Here is a 25,085-nt window from a genome sequence, read left to right as displayed (position 1 = left end):
GAGCCGGCGGGATCAGCGGCCAGGACAGGTCAGGAGGGCCACGCGTGGCGGCGACCAGGGCTCCGTCCCGGATCTTCATCTCGCATCTGGCGGGTAAACCGGTGTTCGACCAGGACGGCGACCAGGTCGGGCGGATCCGCGACGTCGTGGTGACCATGCACACCGACTCCGCGCGGCCAAGGGTGCTCGGGCTGGTCTCCGAGGTCACCGGCAAGCGCCGGGTGTTCCTGCCGATGACCAGGGTGACCGCGATCGAGGGCGGCCAGGTCATCTCCTCCGGCCTTATCAACATGCGCAGGTTCCAGCAGCGGCCCGGCGAGGCGCTGCTGCTGGCCGAGCTGACCGACCGGCGGGTGCACCTGGTCGCGGACGGCACCGACGTGCAGGTCGTGGACCTCGCGATCGAGCAGAACACCAGCCGGGACTGGGAGGTCACCAAGGTCTTCGTGCGGCGCCCCGCGCGCGGCTTCCGGCGGCGCGGGGAGACCCAGACGGTCGATTGGGAGGCGCTGACCGGCTTCGCCGCGGACGAGCCGGGCCAGGCCGCGGCCACGCTGATCCGCACCTTCGAGAAGATGCGCCCGGCGGACCTGGCCCGCGCGGTGCACGACCTGAACCCGAAGCGGCGCACCGAGGTGGTCGCGGCCCTCGACGACGACCGTCTCGCCGACGTGCTCGAGGAGCTGCCCGCGGAAGAGCAGGTCGACATCCTGGCCAAGCTTGAGGTGGAGCGGGCCGCGGACGTGCTGGAGGCGATGGACCCGGACGACGCCGCCGACCTGCTCGGCGACCTGCCGGTCGAGGAGGCCGAGCGGCTGCTCGAGCTGATGGAGCCGAACGAGGCGGCCCCGGTGCGGCGGCTGCTGATCTACTCCGACGACACCGCCGGCGGCCTGATGACCAGCGAGCCGATCGTGCTGCCTCCGGACGCCACGGTGGCCGAGGGGCTGGCCCGCATCCGGGTTCCCGAGCACTCCCCCGCGCACGCGAGCCAGGTGTACGTGTGCCGGCCGCCGCTGGAGACGCCCACCGGGCGTTTCCTGGGCGTCGTGCACTTCCAGCGCTTACTGCGCGAGCCGCCCTCGACCCTGGTCAGCGCGGCAGTGGACAACGGGATCGAGCCGCTGCGGCCCGATCAGCCGCTGACCGCGGTCACGTCATTCATGGCGACCTACAACCTCGTCGCCGCACCAGTCGTGGACGAGTCCGGGCACCTGCTCGGCGCGATCACCGTGGACGACGTGCTTGACCACGTGCTTCCGGGCAACTGGAGAGAACGCGACCTGCACGCGCACGACGCAGGCGCCGGTACGCACGCAGACGATTCGGGAGGGGGCGACCATGGCGCGTGACACGGAGACTCGCCGAGCCATGCGTCATGCGGCTCGGCATGAACAGCCCCGCCTTGACCAGCCCCGGGACATCCATCGCACGCGTTCGCTGCGACCGAAGATCGACTCGGAGAAGTTCGGGCAGGCCTCGGAGAACCTGGCGCGGTACTTCGGCACGGCGCGGTACCTCGTCATTCAGACGGCCTTCGTCTTCGTGTGGATCGTGCTGAACATCCTTCAGTTCACCCGAGAGATCCACTGGGACCCGTACCCCTTCATCCTGCTGAACCTGGCCTTCTCCACACAGGCCGCGTATGCCGCGCCGCTGATCCTGCTGGCGCAGAACCGGCAGGCGGATCGGGACCGGGTGCAGATCGAGCAGGACCGAGAGCGCGACGAGCGGTCGATCGCGAACACCGAGTACCTGGTGCGCGAGGTGGCGGCGCTGCGGCTGGCGGTCAACGAGGTGGCCACCCGCGATTACGTCCGCTCGGAACTTCAGGCCATGCTCAAGGAAATGGACGACCTGCACACGTCCGGCCAGAACGCGGCGGTCCAGAATGCGGCAGTCCAGAACGCAGCAGCCCAGAACGCAACAGTCCAGAACAACGTGCTCCCGGCGGGTACCAGGGACATCGCGCCGCCGAGCACGAACGCCGGTCTGTGAAGGCGCCGGTCGCGGACAAGTGGGTAGCCGCCGCCGGAGCAGCCTTGTGCGGCGCATAGCATTGAGCCATGGCTGACACGACGACGAGTGCGACGACGCCCACCGAGGATCTGGTGCGCGCGGCGCTGGCCCGGGTCCAGGACCCGGAGATCCGCCGCCCGATCACCGAGCTCGACATGGTGAAATCGGTCGCGGTCGGCCAAGACGGCGCGGTGGACGTGGAGATCTACCTCACCGTCGCCGCCTGCCCGCTCAAGGACAAGCTCTCCGAGGACATCAAGGCTCAGGTCGCCGCGCTGGACGGGGTGCGCTCCGTGCGCGTCGGCCTGGACGTGATGAGCACCGAGCAGCGCCAGGCGCTCCAGGCGAAGCTGCGCGGCGACCGGCCGGAGCGGGAGATCCCGTTCGCCAAGCCCGGCTCGTTGACCCGGGTCTTCGCGGTCGCCTCGGGCAAGGGCGGGGTCGGCAAGTCCTCGGTGACCGTGAACCTCGCGGCGGCGATGGCGGCCAAGGGCCTGAAGGTCGGCATCGTCGACGCCGACATCTACGGCCACTCGGTGCCGCGCATGCTCGGCGTGACCGATCGGCCGACGCAGGTCCAGGACATGATCATGGCGCCGATCGCGCACGGCGTGCGGGTCATCTCGATCGGCATGTTCACGCCGGGCAACGAGCCGGTGGTCTGGCGCGGCCCGATGCTGCACCGCGCGCTCCAGCAGTTCCTCGCGGACGTCTACTGGGGCGACCTGGACGTGCTGCTGCTCGACCTGCCGCCGGGCACCGGCGACATCGCGATCTCGGTGGCGCAGCTGGTGCCCAACGCCGAGATCCTGGTGGTGACGACGCCGCAGCAGGCGGCCGCCGAGGTGGCCGAGCGGGCCGGCACCATCGCCCTGCAGACCCGCCAGCGCATCGCGGGCGTGGTGGAGAACATGTCCTGGCTGCCGTGCCCGCACTGCGGCGAGAAGGTCGACGTCTTCGGCTCCGGCGGCGGCCAGACCGTGGCCGAGGCACTGACCCGGGCGACCGGCGCGCAGGTCCCGCTGCTCGGCCAGGTCCCGATCGACGTGAGGCTGCGCGCAGGAGGCGACGAGGGCGTGCCGCTGGTGCTCTCGCACCCGGCGGAGCCCGCGGCCGTTGTGCTGCAAGGCATCGCCGACCGGCTTACCGTGCGGGCACGCGGACTCGTGGGCATGTCCCTGTCCGTTTCCCCGGCAGGGCGGTAGGGCGGCGCGCGGCAATTATGCGGGCACTGCGGTAGCTCGTCGACGGCTGCGGTACAGCGACCAACCAAGCGCTGCGGCGAGAGTGACCTCAGTGGCCAGCATGTATACCGGCATCCCAGGCCACAGCGACCGGGAGAACAGGTCACCGACGAATACGTTCTCGTACTTGCCCTGCGCGTAGATGATGACGGCTCGGGGCACGATCAGCAGCCCCGGAGCGCCGAGGGTGAGCAGCGCCGCGGGCCATATCGGTGACCTGCGAGCGCGCGAAAGGCCGAAGAGCGCCGCGAGGGCGGGCACCAGCGGACCGCCCACCACGCCCGCAATCTCCTCGGCAAGCTGTGCGTCGGGCGGGGACGGCGGGAAGGCCAAGGCCGAATAGACACCGCTGACCGTGAGGATGATCCCGGCCAGGCCCGCAGCGCTGACCAGCCACCGGCGAGGCGTGGGCATTCGCGGCGCCTCGCGATGGAACGCACTGCCCGCGGCCACCGCGATCAGCAGGGATAAGGCGAAGAGAGCCATCCGATCGGACAGCACCAGGAACGAGTCGTGGCGCGTGACCGCGAACCCGATGTACCCGGCCTGCGCGACGCTGAGGAGTCTGCCCAGGCGACGCCATCCGACCAGCAGCGCCACGAATGCGCCGAGGTAGACCAGCGGCGGGACCGTGCTGGTCGCCAGCCACGACTCCAGCGTCAGACCGGGAAGGTGACGCGCGTATCTGCGCTCGAGCCAGAGCACGACCAGGTTGTCGACACCGTTCCATCCCGTCCACAGTCCCAGCGAGAGCAATCCCGTCAAGGCGGTGCGGCGCAGGATCTCGCCCACGGCGACGGCTCGGCGAGTTCCACCCGGTGCGCCAACCCGCAGCCGTATCGCGAGCGCCGCGAGGCTCGCCAGCTCCGCGATGCTCGGCCAGCGCCTCCCCCGCGGGGCGCCGTCGAGCAGGGTGCTGATCATCTCCTCGCCACGGTGCTCGCGGTACGCGGCGGGAAGCAGCGTCAGGATTCGGCGATAACGTGCTTCGAGGACATCGGCCCCTGCTCCGATGTCCGCGGGGTCCTCGTCATCCATGCCCGCTCCCCCGTTCTCGTTCACGCCGCTCCTCCCGCCGGGCCGAGCTTCCCGGGCAACGACACGCCGCGGTCACGCAGCCGCCGCGTGGCGACGGCCGCATGCGCCGCGAGCCGCTCCGCGTCTTCGGCGAGCGCGGCCGCACCCTGCTCGGTGAGCCGGTAATAACGCCGCAGCCGACCGCCCTCGATCTCGTCGCGATCCGGGGCGAGCAGTCCTTCTCCCGTCAGCCGGTCGAGCGCGCCGTACAGCGTGCCCACCTTCAGCTGCGTCTGCCCGTTGGACAGGCGGGCGACCTCTTGCACGATCCCGTAGCCATGCCGCGGCTGATCCACCAGCGCGGTGAGGATCAGGAAGACCTGCTCCGTCCTCGTCGATGTGTTCACAGGAAAGATATATCGTCTAGCGAGTCATTGGGCAAGCCGGGACAGCCAGTACTGTCGAGGTATGGATCTCGATCATGTGGTGATCTGGGTCGACGACCCGCTCAAGTCCGTGGACTTCTATGTGAACGTCGTCGGCTTGCGCCCGGTGCGCGCCGAGGAGTTCCGCGCCGGTGAGGCGCCGTTTCCGAGCGTACGCGTCACCGAACGGTCGATCATCGACCTGACGCCGCGTCAGGATGCCGCGGCCGTCGACGAGATGACCAAGACGACGCGCACCGCCGGCTTCCCGGTCAACCATGTCTGCATCGCGATGACGAAGGAGGAGTACGAGGCCCTCAGCGACCGGCTCGAGGCGCACGGCGTGGACACCTCGTCGCGGCGGGTCGTCACGTACGGAGCTCGCGGGAACGCTCCGCACGCCTTCTACTTCCGCGATCCGGACGACAACGTCATCGAGGCGCGGTACTACGACGAATGACGCGATGGTGCCCGACGCCGTGATCAGGCTTCGTAGTCGGCGAGGCTCACGCGGGTGAAGGCCAGCGAGTACGCGGAAACCCCGCGCCCGTAGGCAGCTAGGAAGCAGTGCTGCGTCGCGGTGGCCAGCACCCAGCCGTACTCCGACTCGCGGTAGTGGAACACCTGCGGCAGCAGGTCCACGGAGAGCGTCAGCAGCCGCCAGGGCAGGTCGCCGAGGCGATCGGCCACCTGGGCGGCCAGCTCGCGCTGCTGATCCATCCAGTGCTGGCGGACCGCGACGTCCAGATGCCAGGGCCACTGCTCCTCGACCAGGCCGATGCCGGCCACCGCGGCCACCGAGGCGACCGTGCTGGCCTCGACGAAGCCGCGGGCCGTCCCGTCCGGCCGCAGGGCGGGGCGGCGCGGCAGCGGGGCCATGGTGACCACGGTGACCGCGCGGCGCTGCGGATCGCCGCCGGGGCGGCCGGCGGGTGCGTCGCCGTGCAGGAGGGAGCCGTACTGGACGGTGCCGTCGACGTCGGCGCACAGCGTGCCCAGCCGCCGCTCGCCGCGCCAGCCGGCATCCAGCCCGTACCAGGGCAGCTGCGCGGCGAGGAAGGCGGCGTGCCCGTCACGCGCCGAGGGTTCGGCGGCGCGGGCGATGATCGGGGCGTGGCTTCGGATCGGTGCTGGGGAGGACTCGGCTTGGCGCGAGGTCGGCTGGGCCGGGCTGGTCAAACGGGGCTCCGGGAATGGGTCACGTCGCGTCTGCGTCGTAGGGCGGGCGCTCGCCGGCGGCCAGCGGGGTCGGCTCGCGGCGCGGCGGCGGCAGCTCGTCCATCGAGCCGAGGTTGCGCAGGTCGCGGTTCAACTCGTCGCGCAGCTCGCGCAGATCCTCGCCCTCGCCGAGCAGGTTCTTGCGAACGAAGGTCTTCGGGTTCAGGTCCTGCAGGTCGAGCCCTTCGAACTCGGGCCCGAGCTCGTTGCGCAGATCGGCCCGGGCGTTCTCGCCGAAGGCGCGGACCTGGCGCAGGAAGCGCGCGGCGCTGGCCGCGGCCTGCGGCAGCTTGTCCGGGCCGAACAGGACGACGGCGAGCCCGAGCAGCACGACTATTTCCAGCGGGGACAGATCGAAGAACATCGCGGTGCTCCGGCGTCGGCGGGCAGAGGGCAGTGCAGGCGGTCCGATGACCAGAAACCACAGTAACCGCCCGAACCGCCGGTCAGACAGAGGCTAGGCCGCAACCGGGCGGGAAAAGATCGCCGCGGGTGCCGGTGCGGGCGACGGTTCGACCCGACGACGCACGGCGACGGGCCCCAGTAGCGCTCAGCGTTTCGTTCGCGCGGTCGGTCGGCGGCACCCCGAACCGGCACTCGGAGCGGGGCTACACACAAACGCGGACCGCCGGTGAGCGCAGAGCCTCGTGGGGCGGCGGTGCGCGGATCGGCGGTCCGGGGCCTGCACCGGTCGGTCGTGGCGCCGCGGACCGTGGCCCGCGGGGCCACCGGCGGCGAACCTGGCGACCGGTGGCGAACCTAGCGAATGGGCAGGAAAGCGCGGCCGAGGAAGGAGGGCTCCTGCGCCGGAACCAGGCCGCCGCGGCGGGCCGGCCGGGTGCGGTTCATCGAGCCGCCCTCGCCGAGACCGGACTCGCCCTCCTCGGGCAGCTCGCCGATCGGGCGCAGCCCGACCGCGAACTCGGGCAGGAACGCGGAGGAACGGCCCAGGAAGCCGCCGAGCTGCGGCGGCGAGCCCGCGGGCGGCTCCGGGGGCCGCTCGGTCTGCGGGATCTGGAACAGCGCGGCCATCAGCCGGGCCGAGGGCTCCGGCATCGCCGTCGCCTCCAGCCGGTTCTTGAGCGCGCGCTCCGCCTCCACCAGCGTCCGGCACTGTGCGCAACAGGCCAGGTGCGCCAGCGCCCGGTCGCGGTCGTCGTGGGCGAGTTCGCCGTCGACGAGCGCGCCGAGGCGGGCGCCGAGGTGTTCGCTGAACCGGCCCATCACAGCTGTCCCTTTCCGCCGCCGGTGCGCTCCGCGTCGTCCTCGATCGTCGTCAACGGTGGCAGTTCCACCGCCTCGGTCGGGGCTCGGTGCGCCAGTGCGGCACGCAGTTGGCTGCGGCCCCGGTGGATCCGGGACCTGACGGTGCCCAGCTTCACGCCGAGCGTAGCCGCGATCTCCTCGTAGGAGAGGCCCTCGATGTCACAGAGCACGACCGCGGCCCGGAACTCGGGAGCGAGTTCGGCCAGCGCGCGCTCGATGTCGGCGTCGAGGTGGTTGTCGAAGTAGGCCTGCGCGGGGGTCGGCTCCTTGCCGGCCAGCCGGTCGGCCGCGTCCTCGGCCAGGCCCTCGAAGCGGATCTTGGCCTTGCGCCGCACCGAGTCGAGGAACAGGTTCGTGGTGATCCGGTGCAGCCAGCCCTCGAAGGTGCCGGGCGTGTAGCTGTTGAGCGACCGGAACACCCGGACGAACACTTCCTGCGTCAGATCCTCCGCGTCGTGCCGGTCCCCCGTCAGTCGATAGGCCAGCCGGTACACCCTGGCCGAATGAGTACGCACGACCTCGTCCCAGGACGGAGGCGTCCATTCCGCCCCGTTCGGCGTTCCCGCCGGAAAGGAGTCGAAGCCCGCCTCGCCATAGTCACTGCCGCCCCCGAGCGCCACGGCACTACCTCCTCGTCGTTCGAGTACCGCTGCAGTAACCATAGCTTCCTTCCCCGACGGAATTGCTGAGAGCGGCCTGTGAACCTTGACATAGTCAGGCTCAAGGTTGCTGAACGTCGTCTGAGTCCCGTGGCGGGCCCTCATCCGACAAACGCTCGGCCCCGGCGCCGGAGTTCCCGGGCCGGGGCCATGGCGACGGTCGAACCGTCGAAGTGCCGAAGGGGTTGTCTGTGTAATTGAGCTGCGCGGCCGCTAACCGACCACGTTCTTCAGCGCGTCTCCGAGAGCGCCGGCCTCGTCCGGCGAGAGCTCGACGACGAGTCGGCCGCCGCCTTCGAGGGGCACCCGCATCACGATGCCGCGCCCCTCCTTGACCACTTCGAGCGGGCCGTCGCCCGTCCGCGGCTTCATCGCCGCCATGCTCGTTCCCCTTCCTCGTCGGGTGGTCCGCCGCGGGTTGGGCGCGGCGGGCCGTGTACATCCGGACTGGGCCGGCTGGAGCTTGGGGCGCGATCGGCGGGGGTCGCGGGACCGCTGCGCTGTCCGACGCTCCACTCCGTACACGCCCTGGCGCAGGGCACGCGGACACCCTGACCGAAGCTCATTATCCCGCACGTCACCGGCCCTGGGAAAACACAACTTGAGAACAAGCTGGCCCGCACGATTACCAGCGGGTAACTTATTCGCGTGAGCCAAGACCTGGAAAGCGGCCTGGAACCCGTCCGCTATGAAGTGACCGGAGCGGTCGCCACCATCACGTTCAACCGGCCCGACGCGATGAACGCGCTCGACGTGCCGACCAAGGAGGCGCTGCTCGCGGCGCTGCGCTCGGCCTCGGCCGACGAGAGCGTGCGGGCGGTGGTGCTCACCGGGACCGGCCGGGCCTTCTGCGTCGGCCAGGATCTGCGCGAGCACATTCAGAAGCTGAATTCCGGCGACCCGCCGCTGTCCACGGTGCGCGACCACTACAACCCGATCACGTTGGCGATCGCGGAAATGCCGAAGCCGACGATCGCCGCGCTCAACGGCGTGGCGGCCGGCGCGGGGGCGGCGTTCGCGTTCGCCTGCGATCTGCGGATCGCGGCCGACACGGCGTCGTTCACCCTCGCCTTCGCGCAAGTGGGATTGTCGGCCGACTCGGGCGCGTCGTGGACGCTGCCGCGGCTGGTCGGCACCGCCAAGGCGATCGAGCTGCTGTTCAACCCGCAGAAGATCGGCGTGCGGGAGGCCTCTTTGCTCGGCCTGGTCAACGAGGTGGTGCCGGCGGACCGGCTGGCCGAGCACGTCGCGGCGCTGGCCGAGCGGCTGGCGGCGGGTCCGACGGTGTCCTACGCGGCGCTCAAGGCGTCGGTGAACTACGGGGCGTCGCACTCGCTGGCCGAGACGCTGGAGTTCGAGGACGCGATGCAGACCAAGTGCGGCGCGACTGCTGACCACCGCGAGGCCGTGGACGCGTTCCTGGCCAAGCGCGCGCCCGATTTCCTCGGGAAGTAGCAGAAAGCAGGAGTGGCGAGCGCGGCGGCGTTCTCGCGGGAGCGGTGAGCGCCTAAGCGCGTTGATCTCAAAAAGTGAGGCCGTTCGGGCGACGCGGTGACAGGGCGCATCGCGGACACGACAACCCGCGCATCGCGGAGACCGCGACAAGGCGCATAACGCGGTGACAGGGCGCATCGTGATGGTGGCCGCGTCGCCGGTCTGTGCCGAGATCGCCGCTTCTGCGGAGAACCGCCGCTATCGCCGCTCAGGCCAGGTCGGCCAGCGCGCGGAAGTCCACGTAGGCGCGGTGAGCCAGGCGCACAGTCTCGCGCAGGAAGGCCCGCTTGCCCTCGGCGTAAGCCTCCGGGTCGTTGCGGCACTGCCTGGCCAGCCGCCGCTTGAGGTCGGCGTACTGCTCGCGGCGCTCGGCGTGGTTCGCCAGGTACTGCACGAGCAGCAGCTGGTCGTACTCGAGCACGCCGCCGGATCTGCATACGTACACGTGCGTCTCGCAGCGCGGGGCATGCGCCGGGAGCGCTCCCGCCGGAGCCGTGAACACGCGTCGATCGGCTTCGCGCACCTGGAGGGCGAAACCGAGCCCTTCCAGCGCCGCGCGGTACTCCTCCTCGGCCTCGGGTTCCGCCACCGAGACCTGGATATCGAGGTGCGGGCGGCCGAGAAGGCCGGGCACCGCGGTCGAACCGATGTGATCGACCCGGACCGCGTAGCCTCCCAAGGCTCCGCGCACCAGATCGGCACACACCGCGAAACGCTCGGACCAGACCCTGTCATGGGGCTTGATCTCGACTGGCGCCAGTTCGCCCACGGCGACGGCGATCTCTATAGCCATCCAACACCTCCCGCCTGAGGTGAAGTCAGGAAACCGCGCAACCAGCGTGGCGTCAAGATGTTACGCGGTATCCACTGTGCGTGATAAAAGTATCACGGATTGGCAACGTTTCGACCGGCGCGCGCAGCGGATGCCCAGGGCAGCCGCGCGCGGGCTCGCACGCGCCATTCGAACACTGATACCCGTCTCCGCCTTGGCTGAGGTGACGGGCTTATTCGACAGTCGTTCGACAGTGTGCCGATTGCCGGGTAAGCGAACTCACACGGCGACAGAATCCGCGGCGCGGTCGGTCACTGGCCGCGGTCGGCGTTCTCGCCGTGTTCGACGGGCTCGTGCAGTTCGAAGATCTCTTCGTCCGCGTCCGGCTCGGCGCCGCCGCGGGATTCGACGTGCTCTTCGCCGGATTCCGGCTCTGATTCCGCCTCGGGGCTCGCGGCCTGCTTGGGCGCGCGCCCCTCGAGCTCCGCAATGCGCTGTTCGCGCAACTCAATCTCTTGCGCGAGCCGGTCCAGCACGTCGTCGACCTCGTCCATGCGGTAGCCGCGCGCGCCGACCGAGAACCGCACCCGGTCGACATCCTCGCGGGCGAGCAGACCGTCGCCCGGCAGCGCCAGATCGGGGCGGTCCGGCTCCGGCTCAGACATGTGCCCGCCGCCGCCGATCGCCAGCCAACCCACGGCCGCGAGCAGCGCGACGATCACTACGAGTTGGAGCCAGTACATCGCGTCCTCGCCTCGTTCCCTCTGTGTGCGTGATCCGCAGACCGCGTGATCTCAGCGTGCGCCGCCGGGTTAGCCTGCCGCAGAGCATAGGGTACGGGTCCCGGAAAGGTATGAAGGGGACGCCTCCATGATCGAGGACGGATTCAGGCTCGGTCGCCACAGCTTCGGCCCGAATGAGCTGGTGGTGATGGCCATCGTCAACCGCACGCCGGACTCGTTCTACGACAAGGGCGCCACCTTCGGCGATGAAGCGGCCATGAAACGCGTGGAACTCGCGGCCGCGCAGGGCGCCAGGATCGTGGACATCGGCGGCGTGAAGGCGGGGCCCGGCGATGCGGTGGACGCGGCCGAGGAGGCGCGCCGTGTGGTGCCGTTCGTCGAGGCGGTGCGCGAGCGCTTTCCGCAGCTGGCGATCTCGGTGGACACCTGGCGGGCGGAAGTCGGCGAGGCGGTCTGCAGGGCCGGGGCCGATCTGCTCAACGACGCCTGGGGCGGATTCGACCCGGATCTGGCTCAGGTGGCCGCGAAATACGGCGTCGGGCTGGTCTGTATGCACACCGGCGGTGCGGTACCGCGAACCCGGCCGCATCGCGTCGGCTACGCGAACCTGATGGCCGACGTGCTTGAGCAAACCCTGAGCCTCGCCAAACGAGCCGCATCGCTCGGCGTACCGCGCGAGTCGATCCTGATCGACCCCGGGCACGACTTCGGCAAGAACACGCGGCACTCGCTGGAAGTGACCCGCCGGCTCGATGAACTGGCCGCGACCGGCTGGCCGGTGCTGGTGTCGCTGTCGAACAAGGACTTCGTCGGCGAGACGCTGAACGTGCCGCTGGAGGGACGGCTAACCGGCACGCTGGCGACGACCGCGGTCTGCGCCTGGCTCGGCGCGCGGGTGTTCCGGGTCCACGAGGTGCCCGAGACGCGGCAGGTGCTCGACATGGTGGCCTCGATCGCGGGGACCCGGCCTCCGGCGGTGGCGCGTCGAGGTCTGGCCTGATCGGGCTCAAGGACGGCGTGAAACACTGGCGCCGTGGCACAGTCGGAAATCAAGGCCTTGCTCGATCTGGACCGGGCACTGGTGTGGCATCCCTATGGAGCGATGCCGGGAACGCTCGATCCGCTACTGGTCACCGGCGCGTCCGGCGTGCGGCTTGAGGTCTCGCTGCCGGACGGGACGCGGACCGAGCTGATCGACGGTATGTCGTCGTGGTGGGCGGCGATTCACGGCTACCGGCACCCGGCTCTCGATGCGGCAGTGTGTAATCAGCTAGAGCAGATGGCGCACGTGATGTTCGGCGGGCTAACGCATCGGCCGGCGATTGAACTCGCGGCGCGGTTGGTCGAGCTGACGCCGGAACCGCTGCGGCACGTCTTCCTCGCCGACTCGGGTTCGGTCTCGGTCGAGGTCGCGATCAAGATGTGCCTTCAGTACTGGCAATCGATCGGCCGCACGGACAAGCGCCGGCTCATGACCTGGCGCGGCGGCTACCACGGCGACACGTTCCATCCGATGTCCGTATGCGATCCGGAAGGCGGCATGCACAGCCTGTGGCGCGGAGTGCTGCCCGAACAGATCTTTGCGGAGGCGCCTCCGGACGGCTACGACACGGAGCCGTCGCCCGAGTACGTCACACATCTCTCTGACCTGATGCAGCGTCACGCGCACGAGCTCGCGGCGGTGATCGTCGAGCCGATCGTGCAGGGCGCCGGCGGGATGCGGTTCCACGCACCGGGCTATCTAAGGGCGCTGCGCGCGCTGTGTGACGAGCACGATGTGCTGCTGATCTTCGACGAGATCGCGACCGGGTTCGGACGGACCGGCACGCTGTTCGCCGCCGAGCACGCCGGCATCGCCCCGGACGTGATGTGCGTCGGCAAGGCGCTGACCGGCGGCTACATGACAATGGCCGCGGCGCTGTGCACCACGCGCGTCGCCGAGGGGATCAGCCGGGGCGAGGTGCCGGTTCTGGCGCACGGCCCGACGTTCATGGGTAATCCGCTCGCCGCCTCCGCTGCCCTCGCCTCGATCGAGCTGCTGCTCGACACTGCCGCGCGCGGCGCAGTGCCCTGGCAGGCGGACGTCGCGCGGATCGAGGCGGGGCTACGCGATGGGCTGGCACCGGCCCGCGACGTGCCGGGTGTGAAGGACGTACGCGTACTCGGCGCCATCGGCGTGGTGCAGCTTGAGCAGGCCGTCGATGTCGCGGCTGCGACGGAGGCGGCGGTACGTCGGGGCGTGTGGATTCGGCCCTTCCGCGACCTGATCTACACGATGCCGCCGTACATCACCGGCGACGATGACCTGTCAACGCTCTGCGGTGCGCTCGTCGACGCGGCCGCGGCCTCACAGACCTAAGTGGCCGTTCGGCGGTAGCAGATGATTGCGCATCCCGGGCGAAGCTCTGCTGTCAGCCAGAAGCCCTCGCGCCGATCGCATCGTTGATCAGTGTCACTGCCAGGTCGCGTGCATCCTCGAACGGACGCGTGTCGTTGATAGACGTGGCGAGGGCGCGCGCGCCTTCGAAGAGGACAGCGAGCTGGCGTCCGAGGCGCTCGGGATGGTCGGCTCCCGCTGCCTCGGCCGTGGCGATGAGATTCGCAATCAGCTCCCGCTTGTGCCGCTCGACGAAGGCGGCGGCTTCCGGCATGGCCCCCGCCGCCTCGACCGCCGTGTTGTGGAACGGGCACCCTCGCACCAGGGCCTCTTCGGCAGGTGCGGCGAACAGCGCGATCAGGCGGTCGCGTGGCTCGAGGTCGGCTCGCGTGAGAACGGTCTCGATCTCGGCCGGCCCGTTCGGATCGGACTCCAGGCGGGCCAGATAGGCGCTGACGAGAGCCTCTTTGCTCGGGAAGTGCTGGTACAGGGTGCGCGTGGAGACCTGCGCGACCTCGGTCACCTTCGCGACGCCGGTCGCGTGGATGCCGTCGCGGGCGAAGAGCTCGACGGTCGCCTTCAGGATTCGCTCTCGCGCCCCGCGCCCACCTCGCTTCGTGGGCGCGGCCTCTGTAGTCGTGGCCATCACTCAAGTATAGCGATCGCTTTACTTTGTGGCCAGCCCACGCTAGGCTCAAAGTACAGTGATCGCTTTACCAGACCGGCGGTCAGCCAAGAGCGGTAGTCCGAAGGGAGTAAGCAGGCCATGTCTGATACGCCTGTGACAGACACCGACCGCTCGTCCACCGAAGGCAGCGGCAACTCGCAGCTGACCGAGCTCGGCGTCGCAGCCGCGGCCGCCGCGATCCGCCGCGGTGACATCACCGCGGAGTCGTATGCTTCCTCGCTGCTCGACCAGGCACGCACACAGTCCGAGATCCACTCGTTCGTCACCATCGACGAGTCGGCGGTACTCGCTGCCGCTCGCGCTGCGGACAAGACGCGGGCGGCAGGAGCAACCGCACCCCTGCTCGGAGTTCCGCTGGGCGTCAAGGACAGCTACCAGACCCAGGACCTGCCGACGTCCCTCGGCCTCGGCTCACTCAGAAACTTCGCCCCCAGCACCGACGCCGAGATCGTCACGATCATCAAGGGCGCGGGCGCGATCGTGTTCGGCAAGAACAACCTCGTCGAGATGTCCTACGGCGTCACCGGCCACAATGCCGAGTACGGGCAGGTGCTCAACCCCTACCACCACGACCATCTTTCCGGCGGATCCTCCAGCGGTTCCGCCGCGTCCGTCGCTGCGCGCATCGTCCCGGCATCCCTCGGCGGCGACACCGTGGGATCCATCCGGGTCCCGGCAGCTCTCAACGGCGTCGTCGGATACAAGCCGACGACGGGCAGATGGCCGCGCGGCGGCGTCGCGCCGATCTCCCACACCCTCGACACAACGGGCCTCCTCGCCCGCCACGTCGAAGACGCACTCCTCATCGACCAGATCGTGACCGGCAGAGTCGATGACCGGCGCACAGTGCGGTCAGACCTGAGGGGAGCACGCTTCGCCTACGCCCCGAAGCACTACCTCAACCTCACGGATCCGGAGGTCGAGCGACAGTTCCACGACACCGTGGATCGCTTGCGCGAAGCAGGCGCCGACGTGGTCGCTGTCGACCTCGGCGACGATTTCACCGCACTGGCGGAGCGCACCGCCTGGAACCTCTTTCTTCGCGACACCTACCAAGCCGTTACCGCCTTCCTGCGCGAGAACGACTACCCGGTGTCCGTCGACGATGTCCATCACTCGCTCAAGCCGCAGCTGCAGGACGTGTGGAGCGCGGCCGTGCTTCCCGGTAGCCCCGGCTACCTCTCGGACGAGGACTACGCAGCCACCCTCGGCACCGACCGCCCGGCGCTGCAGCGCCGCTTCGCGCGGGTCTTCGAACGCGACGGCGTCGACGCGCTGATCTTCCCGACGACGCCCGCGCCGGCCCCGCGAATCGCCGACCAGTGGGAGTTCACTGTCGCGGGCCAGAAGGTGCAGCACCTGTTCCTCGCGAAGAACACCGTTCCAGCCAGCGGCGCCGGCCTCCCGGGAATCAGCCTGCCTGCCGGATTGACCAGGGCCGGCCTGCCCATCGGAATCGAACTTAACGGCGCCTGGAGCCACGATCGAGAACTTTTGGCATTGGCCCTGCAGGTCGAGCGCGTCCTGGCGCCATTGCCGCCTCCGGTCTGGCTGGGAAGCACTCGGCACGTCGACGGGAGAGTCTGATGGACACCGAACTGAACGACCCTCAGTACATCGCCGCGCTCGAGGAAGCCGAGCGCATGCTCGGCTTCCGCCTCGAGCGCTTCCTTGGCACGACGGACGCTGAGCCGCCGAACGCCGCGGACTTCAAGCGCATCGCAACCGTGCAGACATTCGGTGCAGCGTGGCCACGCACCGAACACCTCGACACCCGCACCCGCGCACTCATCTCGGTCACGATCGCGGCCACGCTGGGAGTTCTCGAGCCCCTTCGAGGGCAGCTGCGCATCGCCTTGAACAACGGCGTCACGAAGGAGGAAATCGTCGAGGCGTTCATTCAGATCAGCGCCTACGCGGGCGCCGCGCGCGCGTTCGAAAGCTATGGCATCGCGGCGGAGGTCTTCGGCGAGCAAGAGCCCTAACCCTCGGGCCACCGCTCGCCGGACCGCTCAGCCGCGACCTTCTCGGCGAAGGCCGCCGACTCGTCCGCGGCACGGCGGCCGTTGGCGCCCTGGATGGCCTGGACCGCCTCGGCCGGCGAGTCGGTCAGCGTGAACAGCGCCAGGTCCGCCGCGGAGGCCTTGCCGTTCCCGACCATGCTGTGGCGCAGCCATTCGACCAGGCCGGACCAGTAGTCGGTGCCCAGCAGCACGATCGGGAACGAGGTGACCTTGCGGGTCTGCACCAGCGTGAGCGCCTCGAACAGCTCGTCCATGGTGCCGAAGCCGCCCGGAAGGACCACGAAGCCCTGCGCGTACTTCACGAACATCGTCTTGCGGGCGAAGAAGTAGCGGAAGTTGACCCCGAGGTCGACGTAGTCGTTCAGGCCCTGCTCGAAGGGCAGCTCGATGCCGAGGCCCACCGAGGTGCCGCCGCCCTTGACCGCGCCCTGGTTGGCCGCCTCCATCGCGCCCGGACCGCCGCCGGTGATCACCGCGTAGCCGGCCTCCGCGAGCAGCCGGCCGACCTCGACGCCTTGCCGGTACTCGGTCGAATCCGCCTTGGTGCGGGCCGAACCGAAGACCGCGACCGCCGGGCCGAGCTCGGCCAGCGCGCCGAAACCCTCGACGAACTCGGCGGTGATCCGGTGCACCCGCCAGGGATCGGAGTGCAGCCACTCGGTCGGGCCGCGGGTGTCCAGCAGCCGCTGGTCGGTGGTGGATTCCTGTACCTGGCCGCGCCGCAGCACCACCGGGCCGCGGAAACGCACGCCGTTCTGCCGCTTCTCCTGCGGCTCCATATCTTCAGTCACGTTTTTCACGGTACCCGGCGGCGGGCCAATGCTCCGGGAACCCCGTCCCAATCATGCGTGAACCACGCGCCGCTCAGCCGCGCGCCCAGGCTCCGGCCGCGCTCCCGGCTCCGGTCACCCCGGACAGGTTCGGGACCGCGGGCACTCCCGACTTCGGCGGCTGGCCGAGATGGGTGGTCAGCCAGTCGAGGGTGGCCGGCTCCGCGGCCTTCCAGACCCCGGCGTTGTGGCCGCCGCGCGCGGAGATTATCCGCTCCACGACCGTGGGGGCCTTGGCGGCCAGGCTCATCTCATTGGCCTCCGCGGCCGTCGAGCCGTCCTGGAGCGTGCCGGTCAGCAGCAGCGCGACGTTCGGCGCCGGCCGGTGCTGCAGCAGCCACAGCGGGCTGTTCTCGTCGTACGCGGCGGTGCCCGGCTTGAGCAGGTCGCCGTCCGGGTGGTCGTCGCCGCTCATCGAGACCGCGGCGGCGAACTCGTTGGGGTACTGCAACAGCAGCTTGGAGGCGCACAGGCCGCCCTCGGAGTAGCCCATCAGACCCCAGCCGGAGCGGTCGGTGATAGTGCGGAAAGAGCTGTTGATCAGATCGCGCACGTCGTGCGCGAGCCAGGTGGCCACCCTCGGGCCGCCGGGGATGTCCGAGCAGTCCGGGTTGTGCGGCGGGTCCACGTTGATCGCCGCGCCCACCAGGATCACCGGGCGCGCGGCGAGCCGCTGTACCTCGGCCGCCAGCACGTCGGTGACCTTGAGGCTGCGAAACCAGGAGCCGGGCGAGCCGGGGTAGCCGGAGAGCAGCTGGATCACCGGGAAGTCGGTGTGCGCGTACTGCCGCTGGTTGTACTGCGGCGGCAACCAGACCACCACGTCGCCGGTCACCTTCGACTGCGCTCCGGTGATCACGGCGTGGACCTCGCCGGGCATCTGTGAGTCGGGGTGGAACAGCGCGGCGTTCGGCAGCGGCCGGTCCACGCTGCGCGCCTGCGCCGAGGTCAGCGAGACCGGCTTGGCGGCCTGGATCTGGCCGGACGGGCCGTTGTGGCCGAACAGGTCGGACCAGGAGGTGTAGAGCTGGTAGGAGTTGTTGATCATCAGGGCGGCCAGCAGCACGGCGACGCCCTGGCACAGCGCGATCAGCACGAGCCGCTGCAGCTGGCGTATCACCCGCGGGCCGCGCAGCCGGCCCCACAGCAAGACCGTGACCAGCGGCAGCGCGATGACCGCCGCGATCACCGCGTCCAGAAAGAAACCGCTGGTAAGTCCCATGTCCTCGCCCGATTCAGACAAAGCCCGTGCCGCCGCGACCGCACCGCAACTCCCCGCCCGCGGTCCGCGGCGGACCTCTGCCATTGATCGACGCCGCAGCGGGGGTTCAGGTTGCCTTCATTTCGCGGCCGGTGCCCGCCGTGGGCCGCCGGTCGATTGTCGCACGCCCGCCTTGTGCCGTTGGCCGATGAATCGCCCGACCGGGATCGGGCCGGGATCAGGCCAGCTCGAGCCAGGCCAGGAGCAGCCGTTCGGCCTGCCGGATCTTCGTCACGGAGACGTGCTCGTCGCGGGTGTGCGCGAGGTTCGGGTCGCCGGGACTGTAGTTGACCGCCGGGATGCCGAGGCCGGAGAGCCGGGCCACGTCGGTCCATCCGTACTTGGCCCGCGGCGGGGCGTCGATGAGCGCGGCGAAGCCGGCGGCCTCGGGCAGGTCGAGGCCGGGGCGCGCGGCCGGGGCGCTGTCCACGATCTCGATGGCGCAGCCCTCGAACTCGGCGCCGGAGAAGACCTCGCGCACGTGCTGTGCGGCCTGCTGCTCCGTGCGGTCGGGGGCGAACCGGAAGTTGACCACGACGCTGCACTCGTCGGGGATGACGTTGCCCGCGACGCCGCCGCTGATGCCGACCGCGTTGAGCCCTTCGCGGAACAGCAGGCCCTCCACCTCGACCTCACGGGCCTGGTATTCGGCGAGCCTGGCCAGGATCGGGGCGGCGCGGTGGATCGCGTTGCTGCCGAGCCAGGAGCGCGCGCTGTGGGACCGCCGTCCGGTGGTGCTGATGCGGGCGCGCAGGGTGCCTTGGCAGCCGCCTTCCAGCGCCCCGTCGGTCGGCTCCAGCAGCAGCGCGAAGTCCCCGAGGAGCCAGTCGGGATGGGCACGGGCGACGTGGCCGAGGCCGTTGCGCGCGGACTCGACCTCCTCGCAGTCGTAGAACACGAAGGTCAGGTCGTGCACCGGCTCCGGCCCGTCGGCCGCGCCGGCCGCCGCGGCGACCTTGAGCTGCACCGCGACGCCGCTCTTCATGTCGGAGGCGCCGCAGCCGTAGAGCAGGTCGCCCTTGAGCGTGGACGGGACGTTGTCCGCGATCGGCACGGTGTCGATGTGCCCGGCCAGCACGATCCGCTTGGCCTTGCCGAAGAAAGTGCGCGCGATGACGTTGTTGCCGTAGCGGTCGACGGTCAGCCGCGGCAGCGCACGCAGCGCCTGCTCGATCGCGTCGGCCAGCGGCTTCTCCTCACCGCTGACCGAGGGGAAGTCGATCAGCGCGGCGGTCAGTTCGGCGGCGTCGCGGGAAAGGTCCAGCGCGGCGCGGTCTGCGGAAACGCCGGCGCCGTCCGTCTCGCCCGGCTGCATCAGGCGCTCATCCCGTGGTCCCGCAGGATGCTGTTGAGCTGTGCCTTGTCGTGCCGCTGCCCTTCGTCGAGCCGCTTGAGCACCAGGACGCAGGGCAGGCCGAAGGAGCCGCCGGCGAACTGCTTGGTGCGGGTGCCGCCGACCGCGACGGACCAGGCCGGGATGTGCCCGCGGCTGATCTCCTCGCCGCTCTCCACGTCGATGACCGGGATCGTCGCCGACAGGATGGTGCCGGCGCCCACCATCGCGCCCTTGCCGACCCGCGCGCCCTCGACGATCATCGACCGGCTGCCGATCATCGCGTCGTCCTCGACCACGACCGGGATCGCGTTCGGCGGCTCCAGCACGCCGCCGATCCCGACGCCGCCGGACAGGTGCACGTTCTTGCCGATCTGCGCGCAGGAGCCGACCGTCGCCCACGTGTCCACCATCGAGCCGGAGTCCACGTACCCGCCGATGTTGGTGAAGCTCGGCATCAGCACCACGCCGGGCGCGAAGAAGCTGCCCCACCGGGCGATCGCGCCGGGCAGCACGCGTACTCCGGGGAAGCTCTTTTTCAGCGGGATCCGGTCGTGCTGGTAGAACTCGCCGACCGTGCCCTCCGTCATCTCCAGCACCTTGAAGCCGAGCAGGATCGCGCGCTTGGCCCGCTCGTCCACGATCACCGCGTCGGTGGCCGGGTCCACGAAGGCCACCCGCGCCGCGCCGGAGTCGAGCAGGTCGACCGCCTCGACGACCAGCTTGCGGGCGTCCGTGTCGGCCGGGCTCAGGTCGGCGCGGCGCTCCCACAGTTCGTCGATCACGGCGGGCAGCGGGCTGGAGAAGGTGTCGGTCATGTGCCAAGACTAATGCGGACCCGTGACACGACCCGGACCCGTCTCGTACCGCGATCGCGTTACGGTAACGGGAAGCCCCCGCCTTCGACGGACGCCGAGGAGCACTGTGCCGCGCACCGCCCAGACCAGTCACGACACGCAGGCCCTCGCGCCCCGCGGCGGCGGTGGCGGCTGGCTCAAGGCGCTGATCGTCGCGCTGGTGATCGCCGGGCTTATCGCCGCGGCGGCGCTGTGGGCGGTGCACAAACTCGGGCACCTGTCGATCTTCCAGTCCTCCGGATGCACCGTCAGTTCCCCGGCCGGGAGCATGAGCCTGGATCTTGAGCAGGCGAAGAACGCCTCGACGATCGCGGCCGTGGGCGTCTCGATGAACGTGCCGTCCTTCGGCATCGAGGTGGCGCTGGCCACCGCGCGGCAGGAGTCGAAGCTGCACAACCTGGACTACGGCGACCGCGACTCGGTGGGCCTCTTCCAGCAGCGGCCGTCGCAGGGCTGGGGCACGCAGGCGCAGATCCTGGACCCGGTGTATTCGACCACGAAGTTCTATCAGGCGCTGCTGAACGTCTCCGGCTGGCAGAACATGTCGCTGACGCAAGCGGCGCAGGCGGTGCAGAAGTCGGGCTCGCCGACCGCGTACGCGCAGTGGGAGCAGTTCGCGACGGTGCTCTCCGCGGTGTTCACCGGTTCTGCGGGCGCCGGGCTCGGCTGCACGCTGGACGGACCGACGTTCCCAGCGCAGACCAAGGGCGCCGGCGCGCTGCTGACGGCGCGCGGCCAGGCGGTGGTCAACGAGTTGCGTACCGAATTCGGCTCCGCGAACGTCGGCAAGATCGACGGGATCGCGGCGGACGGGCGCTCCTTCGGCGTAAGCGTGCCGAGCTCGATCTCAGGCACCGCGGCGTCGGCTCGCGGGTGGGCGTACGCGAACTGGGCGGCGGCGCAGGCCGAGACGATGGGCATCGCGCAGGTCTCGTACGGCGGCAAGACGTGGTCGGCCTCGGATGGCGCGGCTGGGTGGAAGGCCGATTCGAGTGCCACGGCCACCGCGGGCCCCGTGCACATAGTCATGGTCAGCTGACCAGGATTTGTTCGAAGCAAACAGCCAATTCACTGAATCGAGTGAATTTTGGTGTCGGGTTTACAATAGTTACCGTTTCGTTACCTTAATGGGCCGCAACTTCCGCGGGCTCCTCATCGATGAGTGAAGGGTAGGAATACCCGCCGTTCACATAATTTCGAGGAGCACCATGAGCAACTCGCAGTCCCGCAAGGGCCGCCACGCCGCGCCGAGCAAGGGCGTCTTGAGCGGGAGTACCGGCCGCCGCCTGGCTGCGACGGCCGCGGCGCTGACCGCCGGCGCGGTACCGCTGGCCTGTGCGGGAACGGCGGCCGCGGCAACCGGTCCGCAGGCCGACCTGCAGACGCTGGGGCTGCCGAACGTCGCGCTGCCTTTCGGGCTGCCGGACTCGATCGACCCGCTGATGGCGGGTGTGCCGATCGCCAATGATCTGCCGCTCGGCAGCGCGCTCAACGCCGCGACCCCGCCGCTGAGCGACCTCATGCAGGTCGGCGACCTGGGCCTGCTGCCGCAGCGGCCGGAGGCCCAGGCCCAGGTGCGTTCGGCGACGCTGGACGCGCAGCCGGCCGACTCCGCGCAGAAGCTGGCGGTCGGCACGGGCAACCTGGCGAACGCGGCCGAGCGGGTGCTGGGCGGGCAGACCCAGCGTGCGGCCACCCAGCTGGCCGAGGCGCTGCCGGTCAACAACCTGATGCCGCAGCTGGCCGCCTCAGGGGGCCCGCTCGGGCTGGCGCCGAACGTGCTGCACCAGGGCGCGCTCGGCACGCTGACCTCGGGGCTCTCGCCGCAGGCCGACGCGCTGGCCGGCGGCGTGATCGGCCAGGCCGCGCCGCTGGTCTCGCAGCTGCGCCAGGGCGGCGTGCCGACCGTCAGCGACCTGACCGGCAAGCTGAGCGGCACACAGCTGCCGGTGGTCGGCAGCGTCGGCAGCCTGACCCAGACGCTCCCGGTCACTGGCGTGCTCGGCGCGGACAGCCCGGTCACCGGCGCGCTGCAGAACGTCGGCTCGCTTTAAACCCGCCGGTTTCCGGAAAACGGCCGAGCGCGGGCCCGGAAATAAGCTCATCCGGTCTTTGGACCTCCACACCGCGCCGGGTCCTTTACCCAAACGTTACTCTGCCGGGCCGAAACCCCAGCCGTGCCCGGCTCGTAATTCCCAGTGACGCGGACGCCGCTGTACTCGGCCCGCGTCGCCGGCCGCCGAGCGGCGGCCGGGCGTCATCCGGGCCGTCGGCCCACCCGGCCTGGGCGCGGGAGCGCAGCCGACCGCCCCGGACCGCACAGTCCACACGGAAATGAGAGACACAGATGAGCCACGCCGGGCGTCGAATCGCCTCCACCGCGGCGGCCGCCGCCGCCGTCGCCCTGCCGGTCGCCACCGCCGGGGCCGCGCACGCGGACACCCTGCCGCTGGTCGGCTCGCTGCCGGTGGTCGGCAACCTGGCCGAGAGCCAGACCACGGCGCACCTGACCCAGGCGCTGCCGCTCTCCGGCCTGCCGGTGGTCGGCAGCCTGGCCGGGCAGCAGAACGGCGCCTCCCCGCTGAGCGGCCTGCCGGTCGTCGGCAGCCTGGCCGGCAGCGGCCTGCCGGACGTCGCCGGGCTCACCGGCAACGGCGGCTCCTCGCCGCTGAACGGCCTGCCGGTGGTCGGCAGCCTGACCAGCGGCCTGGGCAACGGCGGCCTGCCGGTCGTGGGCAACCTGCCGGTGGTCGGCAGCCTGACCGGGCAGCAGGGCGGCAACGGCGGATCGGCGAGCATGCCGACCTCCACCGAGTCGGTCCCGATGCAGGCGCAGCACATCGCCGCGCAGGCCCCGGCCATGGCCGCGCACCCGGCGGCTGAGGCGGCGCAGGGCCAGCAGGCGACCACCGACGCGGCCAAGCTGACCACGCACTACGTGGCCAAGCACAAGAAGGCCTGACGAACAGTCAGGGAAGCAGCCGAACCGACCGACACGGCCGGCGGCTGAGCGGCCGGTGGCCCGCCGACTCCGAACCGGGAGCCGACGGGCCACCGGCCTTTTGGTCGCTGTCGGCGCGATGTCGCGGAAGCGCAGTAGCCCGGATCAGGCGGTGCCGAAATGCGGTGCCGAAATACCTGCGGTGAGGCGACGAGGCAATACGGCGTGCGGTGGAGTCGGGCCGAGTCGATCAGCCGGCGAGACGTGCCGCGGCGGACGCGATGCGCTCGTCGGTCGCGGTAAGTGCCACGCGGACGTGGTGCTCGCCGCCGGGACCGTAGAACTCGCCGGGGGCGGCCAGGATGCCCAAGTCGGCCAAGTGCGCGACGGTGTCCCAACACGCTTCGGGCTCACCGCTGACGATGCGTGAGGCCCACAGGTAGAGGCCCGCCTCAGAGTGGTCGATGCGGAATCCCGCATCCTGCAACGCGTTACGCAGCACCGTGCGGCGGGAGCGATAGCGCTCCTTCTGTGCGGCCGCGTGCTCATCGTCGTCGAGCGCAGCGGCGGTAGCCGCCTGAACCGGGCCCGGCATCATCATCCCGGCGTGCTTGCGCACTTCGAGCAGCTCCGCGACGAGCGCGGGGTCTCCGGCCAAGAACGCCGACCGGTAGCCGGCCAAGTTCGAGCGCTTGGACAGCGAGTGCACGGCGAGCAGCCCTTCGTGCGAGCCGCCGCACACCTCCGGATGCAGGACCGACACCGGTTCGGTGCCTTCCCAGCCGAGCGAGATGTAGCACTCGTCCGAGACCACGGTGACGCCCCGGGCGCGCGCCCAGGCGACGACCCGCCGAAGCAGGTCAGACGAATAGACCCGGCCGTGCGGATTGCCCGGCGAGTTCAGCCAGAGCAAACGGAGATTCTCCGGCGCCCCGCCGGCTTTCCCCGAGGCGTCATCCGGCGCGATCCACTGCTCCTGCAGCTCGCCGTCGGACACCGGGACCGGCGTCGCGCCGCAGAGCAGCGCGCCGATCTCGTAGGTCGGATAAGCCGGGGTCGGGAACGCCACGGCGTCGCCCGCGCCGAGCCCCAGCAACGCGGGCAGCCCGGCGACGAGTTCCTTGGAGCCGATCAGCGGCAGTACCGACACCGGGTCCACCGCCACACCGAGCGCGCGCAGCATCCAGCCGGAGGCCGCCTCACGCAGCCTCGCCGTGCCGTGCGTGGTCGGGTAACCGGGCGAATCGGCGGCCGCGGACAGCGCACGACGCACGGTCTCGGGCGTCGCGTCGACCGGCGTCCCGACGGAAAGGTCCACCCGTCCGCCGGGATGGGCGTCCGCCTTGGCCGCGTACGGCTTCAGGCGGTCCCATGGGAACTGCGGCAGACGGGCGGACACGTTCGGCATCGGTGCTTCCTCGCGCGGGTCGCTAGGTGCGGGGTGCTCACGCCATCGGTCAGCGCGAGCGGCAGGGGGCGGCGCTCAGTGCGCCTCCTCCTTGCGCGGGATCGCCGTGATCACCGGGTGGTCCTTGGGGATCAGGCCGAGCTTCGAGGCGCCGCCGGGCGAGCCGAGGTCCTCGAAGAACTCGACGTTCGCCTTGTAGAAGTCCTTCCACTGCTCCGGGGTGTCGTCCTCGTAGAAGATCGCCTCGACCGGGCAGACCGGCTCGCAGGCACCACAGTCGACGCACTCGTCCGGGTGGATGTAGAGCGAGCGCTCGCCTTCATAGATGCAGTCGACCGGGCACTCCTCGATGCATGCCTTGTCCTTGACATCCACACAGGGCTGCGCGATGACGTAGGTCACGTCCGGGTCCTCCTGGCCTCGGACCGGGTCGCTAATCCCGGCCCATCATCGTCAATCGATATGGTGCGACACCTAGTATCGCGCTTAGCAAAGCTGCAACGCACAAA

Annotated in this window: 28 protein-coding genes and 1 CRISPR repeat array; of the genes, 12 read left to right on the top strand and 16 right to left on the bottom strand. The window is 70.2% G+C overall.

The window, feature by feature from the left end:
• Positions 1 to 44 precede the first annotated feature (44 nt).
• The 3 genes from VFA06_RS19660 (at position 45) to VFA06_RS19650 (ending at position 3,224) form a co-directional block, all read left to right on the top strand.
• Positions 45 to 1,352, top strand: a complete 1,308-nt coding sequence (locus tag VFA06_RS19660; protein ID WP_324842099.1) for a magnesium transporter MgtE N-terminal domain-containing protein — start codon at positions 45 to 47, stop codon at positions 1,350 to 1,352.
• Positions 1,342 to 1,998, top strand: a complete 657-nt coding sequence (locus VFA06_RS19655) for a DUF1003 domain-containing protein (RefSeq protein ID WP_414639935.1) — start codon at positions 1,342 to 1,344, stop codon at positions 1,996 to 1,998. Before VFA06_RS19660 ends, VFA06_RS19655 begins: the two co-directional genes overlap by 11 nt.
• 68 nt (positions 1,999 to 2,066) lie before the next feature.
• Complete coding sequence (locus VFA06_RS19650; protein WP_324842097.1) at positions 2,067 to 3,224, top strand: Mrp/NBP35 family ATP-binding protein; 1,158 nt, start codon at positions 2,067 to 2,069, stop codon at positions 3,222 to 3,224.
• 15 nt (positions 3,225 to 3,239) lie between these two features.
• Here VFA06_RS19650 and VFA06_RS19645 read toward each other — a convergent pair whose 3' ends face one another.
• Together VFA06_RS19645 and VFA06_RS19640 are read right to left on the bottom strand one after the other, a co-directional pair.
• Entirely contained in the window at positions 3,240 to 4,325 is a 1,086-nt protein-coding gene (locus VFA06_RS19645) for a hypothetical protein (RefSeq protein ID WP_324842096.1), read from the bottom strand.
• Positions 4,322 to 4,687, bottom strand: coding sequence for a PadR family transcriptional regulator (locus VFA06_RS19640; protein WP_324842095.1), 366 nt, complete (start codon positions 4,685 to 4,687; stop codon positions 4,322 to 4,324). Before VFA06_RS19640 ends, VFA06_RS19645 begins: the two co-directional genes overlap by 4 nt.
• Positions 4,688 to 4,748: 61 nt before the next feature.
• Here VFA06_RS19640 and VFA06_RS19635 point away from each other — a divergent pair, with 61 nt between their 5' ends.
• A complete protein-coding gene (locus tag VFA06_RS19635; RefSeq protein WP_324842094.1) occupies positions 4,749 to 5,165 on the top strand; it encodes a VOC family protein in 417 nt (138 codons plus the stop codon).
• 23 nt (positions 5,166 to 5,188) lie between these two features.
• Here VFA06_RS19635 and VFA06_RS19630 read toward each other — a convergent pair whose 3' ends face one another.
• From VFA06_RS19630 to VFA06_RS19610, 5 genes are all read right to left on the bottom strand, one after another.
• On the bottom strand, positions 5,189 to 5,884 hold the full coding sequence (locus VFA06_RS19630; protein ID WP_324842093.1) for a hypothetical protein: 696 nt from the start codon (positions 5,882 to 5,884) through the stop codon (positions 5,189 to 5,191).
• Between the two features lie 19 nt (positions 5,885 to 5,903).
• A complete protein-coding gene (locus tag VFA06_RS19625) occupies positions 5,904 to 6,287 on the bottom strand; it encodes a sec-independent translocase (RefSeq protein WP_324842092.1) in 384 nt (127 codons plus the stop codon).
• 395 nt (positions 6,288 to 6,682) lie between these two features.
• Positions 6,683 to 7,147, bottom strand: a complete 465-nt coding sequence (locus VFA06_RS19620; RefSeq protein WP_324842091.1) for a zf-HC2 domain-containing protein — start codon at positions 7,145 to 7,147, stop codon at positions 6,683 to 6,685.
• A complete protein-coding gene (gene sigE, locus VFA06_RS19615; RefSeq protein WP_324842090.1) occupies positions 7,147 to 7,809 on the bottom strand; it encodes an RNA polymerase sigma factor SigE in 663 nt (220 codons plus the stop codon). The genes VFA06_RS19620 and sigE overlap by 1 nt, the downstream gene beginning before the upstream one ends.
• Positions 7,810 to 8,061: 252 nt before the next feature.
• The gene (locus VFA06_RS19610) at positions 8,062 to 8,229 is read right to left on the bottom strand and encodes a DUF3117 domain-containing protein (protein WP_211467520.1); all 168 of its coding nucleotides are present in this window, start codon (positions 8,227 to 8,229) and stop codon (positions 8,062 to 8,064) included.
• Positions 8,230 to 8,496: 267 nt separating this feature from the next.
• On the opposite strand from VFA06_RS19610, the gene VFA06_RS19605 reads away from it, so the two are divergent.
• On the top strand, positions 8,497 to 9,303 hold the full coding sequence (locus VFA06_RS19605; RefSeq protein ID WP_324842089.1) for an enoyl-CoA hydratase/isomerase family protein: 807 nt from the start codon (positions 8,497 to 8,499) through the stop codon (positions 9,301 to 9,303).
• Positions 9,304 to 9,550: 247 nt separating this feature from the next.
• Here VFA06_RS19605 and VFA06_RS19600 read toward each other — a convergent pair whose 3' ends face one another.
• Together VFA06_RS19600 and VFA06_RS19595 are read right to left on the bottom strand one after the other, a co-directional pair.
• Positions 9,551 to 10,135, bottom strand: coding sequence for a GrpB family protein (locus VFA06_RS19600; protein ID WP_324842088.1), 585 nt, complete (start codon positions 10,133 to 10,135; stop codon positions 9,551 to 9,553).
• A 290-nt stretch (positions 10,136 to 10,425) separates the two neighbouring features.
• Entirely contained in the window at positions 10,426 to 10,836 is a 411-nt protein-coding gene (locus VFA06_RS19595) for a DivIVA domain-containing protein (RefSeq protein WP_324842087.1), read from the bottom strand.
• A 148-nt stretch (positions 10,837 to 10,984) separates the two neighbouring features.
• Between VFA06_RS19595 and folP the strand changes: the two genes are divergently transcribed.
• Both folP and VFA06_RS19585 read left to right on the top strand, forming a co-directional pair.
• The gene (folP, locus tag VFA06_RS19590; protein WP_324842086.1) at positions 10,985 to 11,857 is read left to right on the top strand and encodes a dihydropteroate synthase; all 873 of its coding nucleotides are present in this window, start codon (positions 10,985 to 10,987) and stop codon (positions 11,855 to 11,857) included.
• A 33-nt stretch (positions 11,858 to 11,890) separates the two neighbouring features.
• A complete protein-coding gene (locus VFA06_RS19585; protein ID WP_324842085.1) occupies positions 11,891 to 13,216 on the top strand; it encodes an adenosylmethionine--8-amino-7-oxononanoate transaminase in 1,326 nt (441 codons plus the stop codon).
• Positions 13,217 to 13,268: 52 nt separating this feature from the next.
• Here VFA06_RS19585 and VFA06_RS19580 read toward each other — a convergent pair whose 3' ends face one another.
• Complete coding sequence (locus tag VFA06_RS19580; protein WP_324842084.1) at positions 13,269 to 13,880, bottom strand: TetR/AcrR family transcriptional regulator; 612 nt, start codon at positions 13,878 to 13,880, stop codon at positions 13,269 to 13,271.
• A 120-nt stretch (positions 13,881 to 14,000) separates the two neighbouring features.
• On the opposite strand from VFA06_RS19580, the gene VFA06_RS19575 reads away from it, so the two are divergent.
• A complete protein-coding gene (locus VFA06_RS19575; RefSeq protein WP_324842083.1) occupies positions 14,001 to 15,509 on the top strand; it encodes an amidase family protein in 1,509 nt (502 codons plus the stop codon).
• Complete coding sequence (locus VFA06_RS19570) at positions 15,509 to 15,907, top strand: carboxymuconolactone decarboxylase family protein (RefSeq protein WP_324842082.1); 399 nt, start codon at positions 15,509 to 15,511, stop codon at positions 15,905 to 15,907. The genes VFA06_RS19575 and VFA06_RS19570 overlap by 1 nt, the downstream gene beginning before the upstream one ends.
• Here the strand turns inward: VFA06_RS19570 and VFA06_RS19565 are convergent.
• The 4 genes from VFA06_RS19565 to VFA06_RS19550 form a co-directional block, all read right to left on the bottom strand.
• Complete coding sequence (locus tag VFA06_RS19565) at positions 15,904 to 16,725, bottom strand: TIGR00730 family Rossman fold protein (RefSeq protein ID WP_349260253.1); 822 nt, start codon at positions 16,723 to 16,725, stop codon at positions 15,904 to 15,906. The two genes, VFA06_RS19570 and VFA06_RS19565, sit on opposite strands and share 4 nt — an antisense overlap.
• An 85-nt stretch (positions 16,726 to 16,810) precedes the next feature.
• Positions 16,811 to 17,998 carry an alpha/beta hydrolase gene (locus VFA06_RS19560; RefSeq protein WP_324842080.1) on the bottom strand — a complete coding sequence of 396 codons (1,188 nt, stop codon included), beginning with the start codon at positions 17,996 to 17,998 and terminating at the stop codon, positions 16,811 to 16,813.
• 217 nt (positions 17,999 to 18,215) lie between these two features.
• Positions 18,216 to 19,352, bottom strand: coding sequence for a succinyl-diaminopimelate desuccinylase (gene dapE / locus VFA06_RS19555; protein WP_324842079.1), 1,137 nt, complete (start codon positions 19,350 to 19,352; stop codon positions 18,216 to 18,218).
• Complete coding sequence (locus tag VFA06_RS19550) at positions 19,352 to 20,188, bottom strand: 2,3,4,5-tetrahydropyridine-2,6-dicarboxylate N-succinyltransferase (RefSeq protein WP_324842078.1); 837 nt, start codon at positions 20,186 to 20,188, stop codon at positions 19,352 to 19,354. The genes dapE and VFA06_RS19550 overlap by 1 nt, the downstream gene beginning before the upstream one ends.
• Positions 20,189 to 20,294: 106 nt before the next feature.
• Here VFA06_RS19550 and VFA06_RS19545 point away from each other — a divergent pair, with 106 nt between their 5' ends.
• From VFA06_RS19545 to VFA06_RS26130, 3 genes are all read left to right on the top strand, one after another.
• Positions 20,295 to 21,266, top strand: a complete 972-nt coding sequence (locus tag VFA06_RS19545; RefSeq protein WP_324842077.1) for a hypothetical protein — start codon at positions 20,295 to 20,297, stop codon at positions 21,264 to 21,266.
• A 169-nt stretch (positions 21,267 to 21,435) separates the two neighbouring features.
• The gene (locus VFA06_RS19540; RefSeq protein WP_324842076.1) at positions 21,436 to 22,281 is read left to right on the top strand and encodes a hypothetical protein; all 846 of its coding nucleotides are present in this window, start codon (positions 21,436 to 21,438) and stop codon (positions 22,279 to 22,281) included.
• Between the two features lie 406 nt (positions 22,282 to 22,687).
• Positions 22,688 to 22,991: direct repeats of the CRISPR family, unit length 25 nt; unit sequence CCTGCCGGTGGTCGGCAGCCTGACC.
• Between the two features lie 33 nt (positions 22,992 to 23,024).
• Positions 23,025 to 23,189 (top strand): hypothetical protein, encoded by a 165-nt coding sequence (locus tag VFA06_RS26130; protein WP_414639934.1) that lies wholly within the window; start codon positions 23,025 to 23,027, stop codon positions 23,187 to 23,189.
• Between the two features lie 229 nt (positions 23,190 to 23,418).
• Here VFA06_RS26130 and dapC read toward each other — a convergent pair whose 3' ends face one another.
• Together dapC and fdxA are read right to left on the bottom strand one after the other, a co-directional pair.
• Entirely contained in the window at positions 23,419 to 24,576 is a 1,158-nt protein-coding gene (gene dapC / locus VFA06_RS19530; RefSeq protein WP_324842074.1) for a succinyldiaminopimelate transaminase, read from the bottom strand.
• 75 nt (positions 24,577 to 24,651) lie between these two features.
• Positions 24,652 to 24,978 (bottom strand): ferredoxin, encoded by a 327-nt coding sequence (gene fdxA, locus VFA06_RS19525; RefSeq protein WP_324842073.1) that lies wholly within the window; start codon positions 24,976 to 24,978, stop codon positions 24,652 to 24,654.
• Between the last annotated feature and the right edge of the window lie 107 nt (positions 24,979 to 25,085).

Source organism: Actinocrinis sp. (assembly GCF_035653575.1).
In the GTDB taxonomy this organism is placed as follows: Bacteria; Actinomycetota; Actinomycetes; order Streptomycetales; family Catenulisporaceae; genus Actinocrinis.
The sequence above is the reverse complement of the archived record's forward strand: the minus strand, read 5'-3'. Positions and strand labels throughout refer to the sequence as shown.

Excerpts from the sequence above, each read along its gene's own strand:
- VFA06_RS19655 (WP_414639935.1), top strand. The coding sequence starts at position 1,342 with ATGGCGCGTGACACGGAGACTCGCCGAGCCATGCGTCATGCGGCTCGG.
- VFA06_RS19650 (WP_324842097.1), top strand. The coding sequence starts at position 2,067 with ATGGCTGACACGACGACGAGTGCGACGACGCCCACCGAGGATCTGGTG.
- VFA06_RS19635 (WP_324842094.1), top strand. The coding sequence starts at position 4,749 with ATGGATCTCGATCATGTGGTGATCTGGGTCGACGACCCGCTCAAGTCC.
- VFA06_RS19625 (WP_324842092.1), bottom strand. The coding sequence starts at position 6,287 with ATGTTCTTCGATCTGTCCCCGCTGGAAATAGTCGTGCTGCTCGGGCTC.
- VFA06_RS19620 (WP_324842091.1), bottom strand. The coding sequence starts at position 7,147 with ATGGGCCGGTTCAGCGAACACCTCGGCGCCCGCCTCGGCGCGCTCGTC.
- VFA06_RS19610 (WP_211467520.1), bottom strand. The coding sequence starts at position 8,229 with ATGGCGGCGATGAAGCCGCGGACGGGCGACGGCCCGCTCGAAGTGGTC.
- VFA06_RS19600 (WP_324842088.1), bottom strand. The coding sequence starts at position 10,135 with ATGGCTATAGAGATCGCCGTCGCCGTGGGCGAACTGGCGCCAGTCGAG.
- folP (WP_324842086.1), top strand. The coding sequence starts at position 10,985 with ATGATCGAGGACGGATTCAGGCTCGGTCGCCACAGCTTCGGCCCGAAT.
- VFA06_RS19580 (WP_324842084.1), bottom strand. The coding sequence starts at position 13,880 with ATGGCCACGACTACAGAGGCCGCGCCCACGAAGCGAGGTGGGCGCGGG.
- VFA06_RS19575 (WP_324842083.1), top strand. The coding sequence starts at position 14,001 with ATGTCTGATACGCCTGTGACAGACACCGACCGCTCGTCCACCGAAGGC.
- VFA06_RS19570 (WP_324842082.1), top strand. The coding sequence starts at position 15,509 with ATGGACACCGAACTGAACGACCCTCAGTACATCGCCGCGCTCGAGGAA.
- VFA06_RS19565 (WP_349260253.1), bottom strand. The coding sequence starts at position 16,725 with ATGGAGCCGCAGGAGAAGCGGCAGAACGGCGTGCGTTTCCGCGGCCCG.
- VFA06_RS19560 (WP_324842080.1), bottom strand. The coding sequence starts at position 17,998 with ATGGGACTTACCAGCGGTTTCTTTCTGGACGCGGTGATCGCGGCGGTC.
- dapE (WP_324842079.1), bottom strand. The coding sequence starts at position 19,352 with ATGCAGCCGGGCGAGACGGACGGCGCCGGCGTTTCCGCAGACCGCGCC.
- VFA06_RS19550 (WP_324842078.1), bottom strand. The coding sequence starts at position 20,188 with ATGACCGACACCTTCTCCAGCCCGCTGCCCGCCGTGATCGACGAACTG.
- VFA06_RS19540 (WP_324842076.1), top strand. The coding sequence starts at position 21,436 with ATGAGCAACTCGCAGTCCCGCAAGGGCCGCCACGCCGCGCCGAGCAAG.
- VFA06_RS26130 (WP_414639934.1), top strand. The coding sequence starts at position 23,025 with ATGCCGACCTCCACCGAGTCGGTCCCGATGCAGGCGCAGCACATCGCC.
- dapC (WP_324842074.1), bottom strand. The coding sequence starts at position 24,576 with ATGCCGAACGTGTCCGCCCGTCTGCCGCAGTTCCCATGGGACCGCCTG.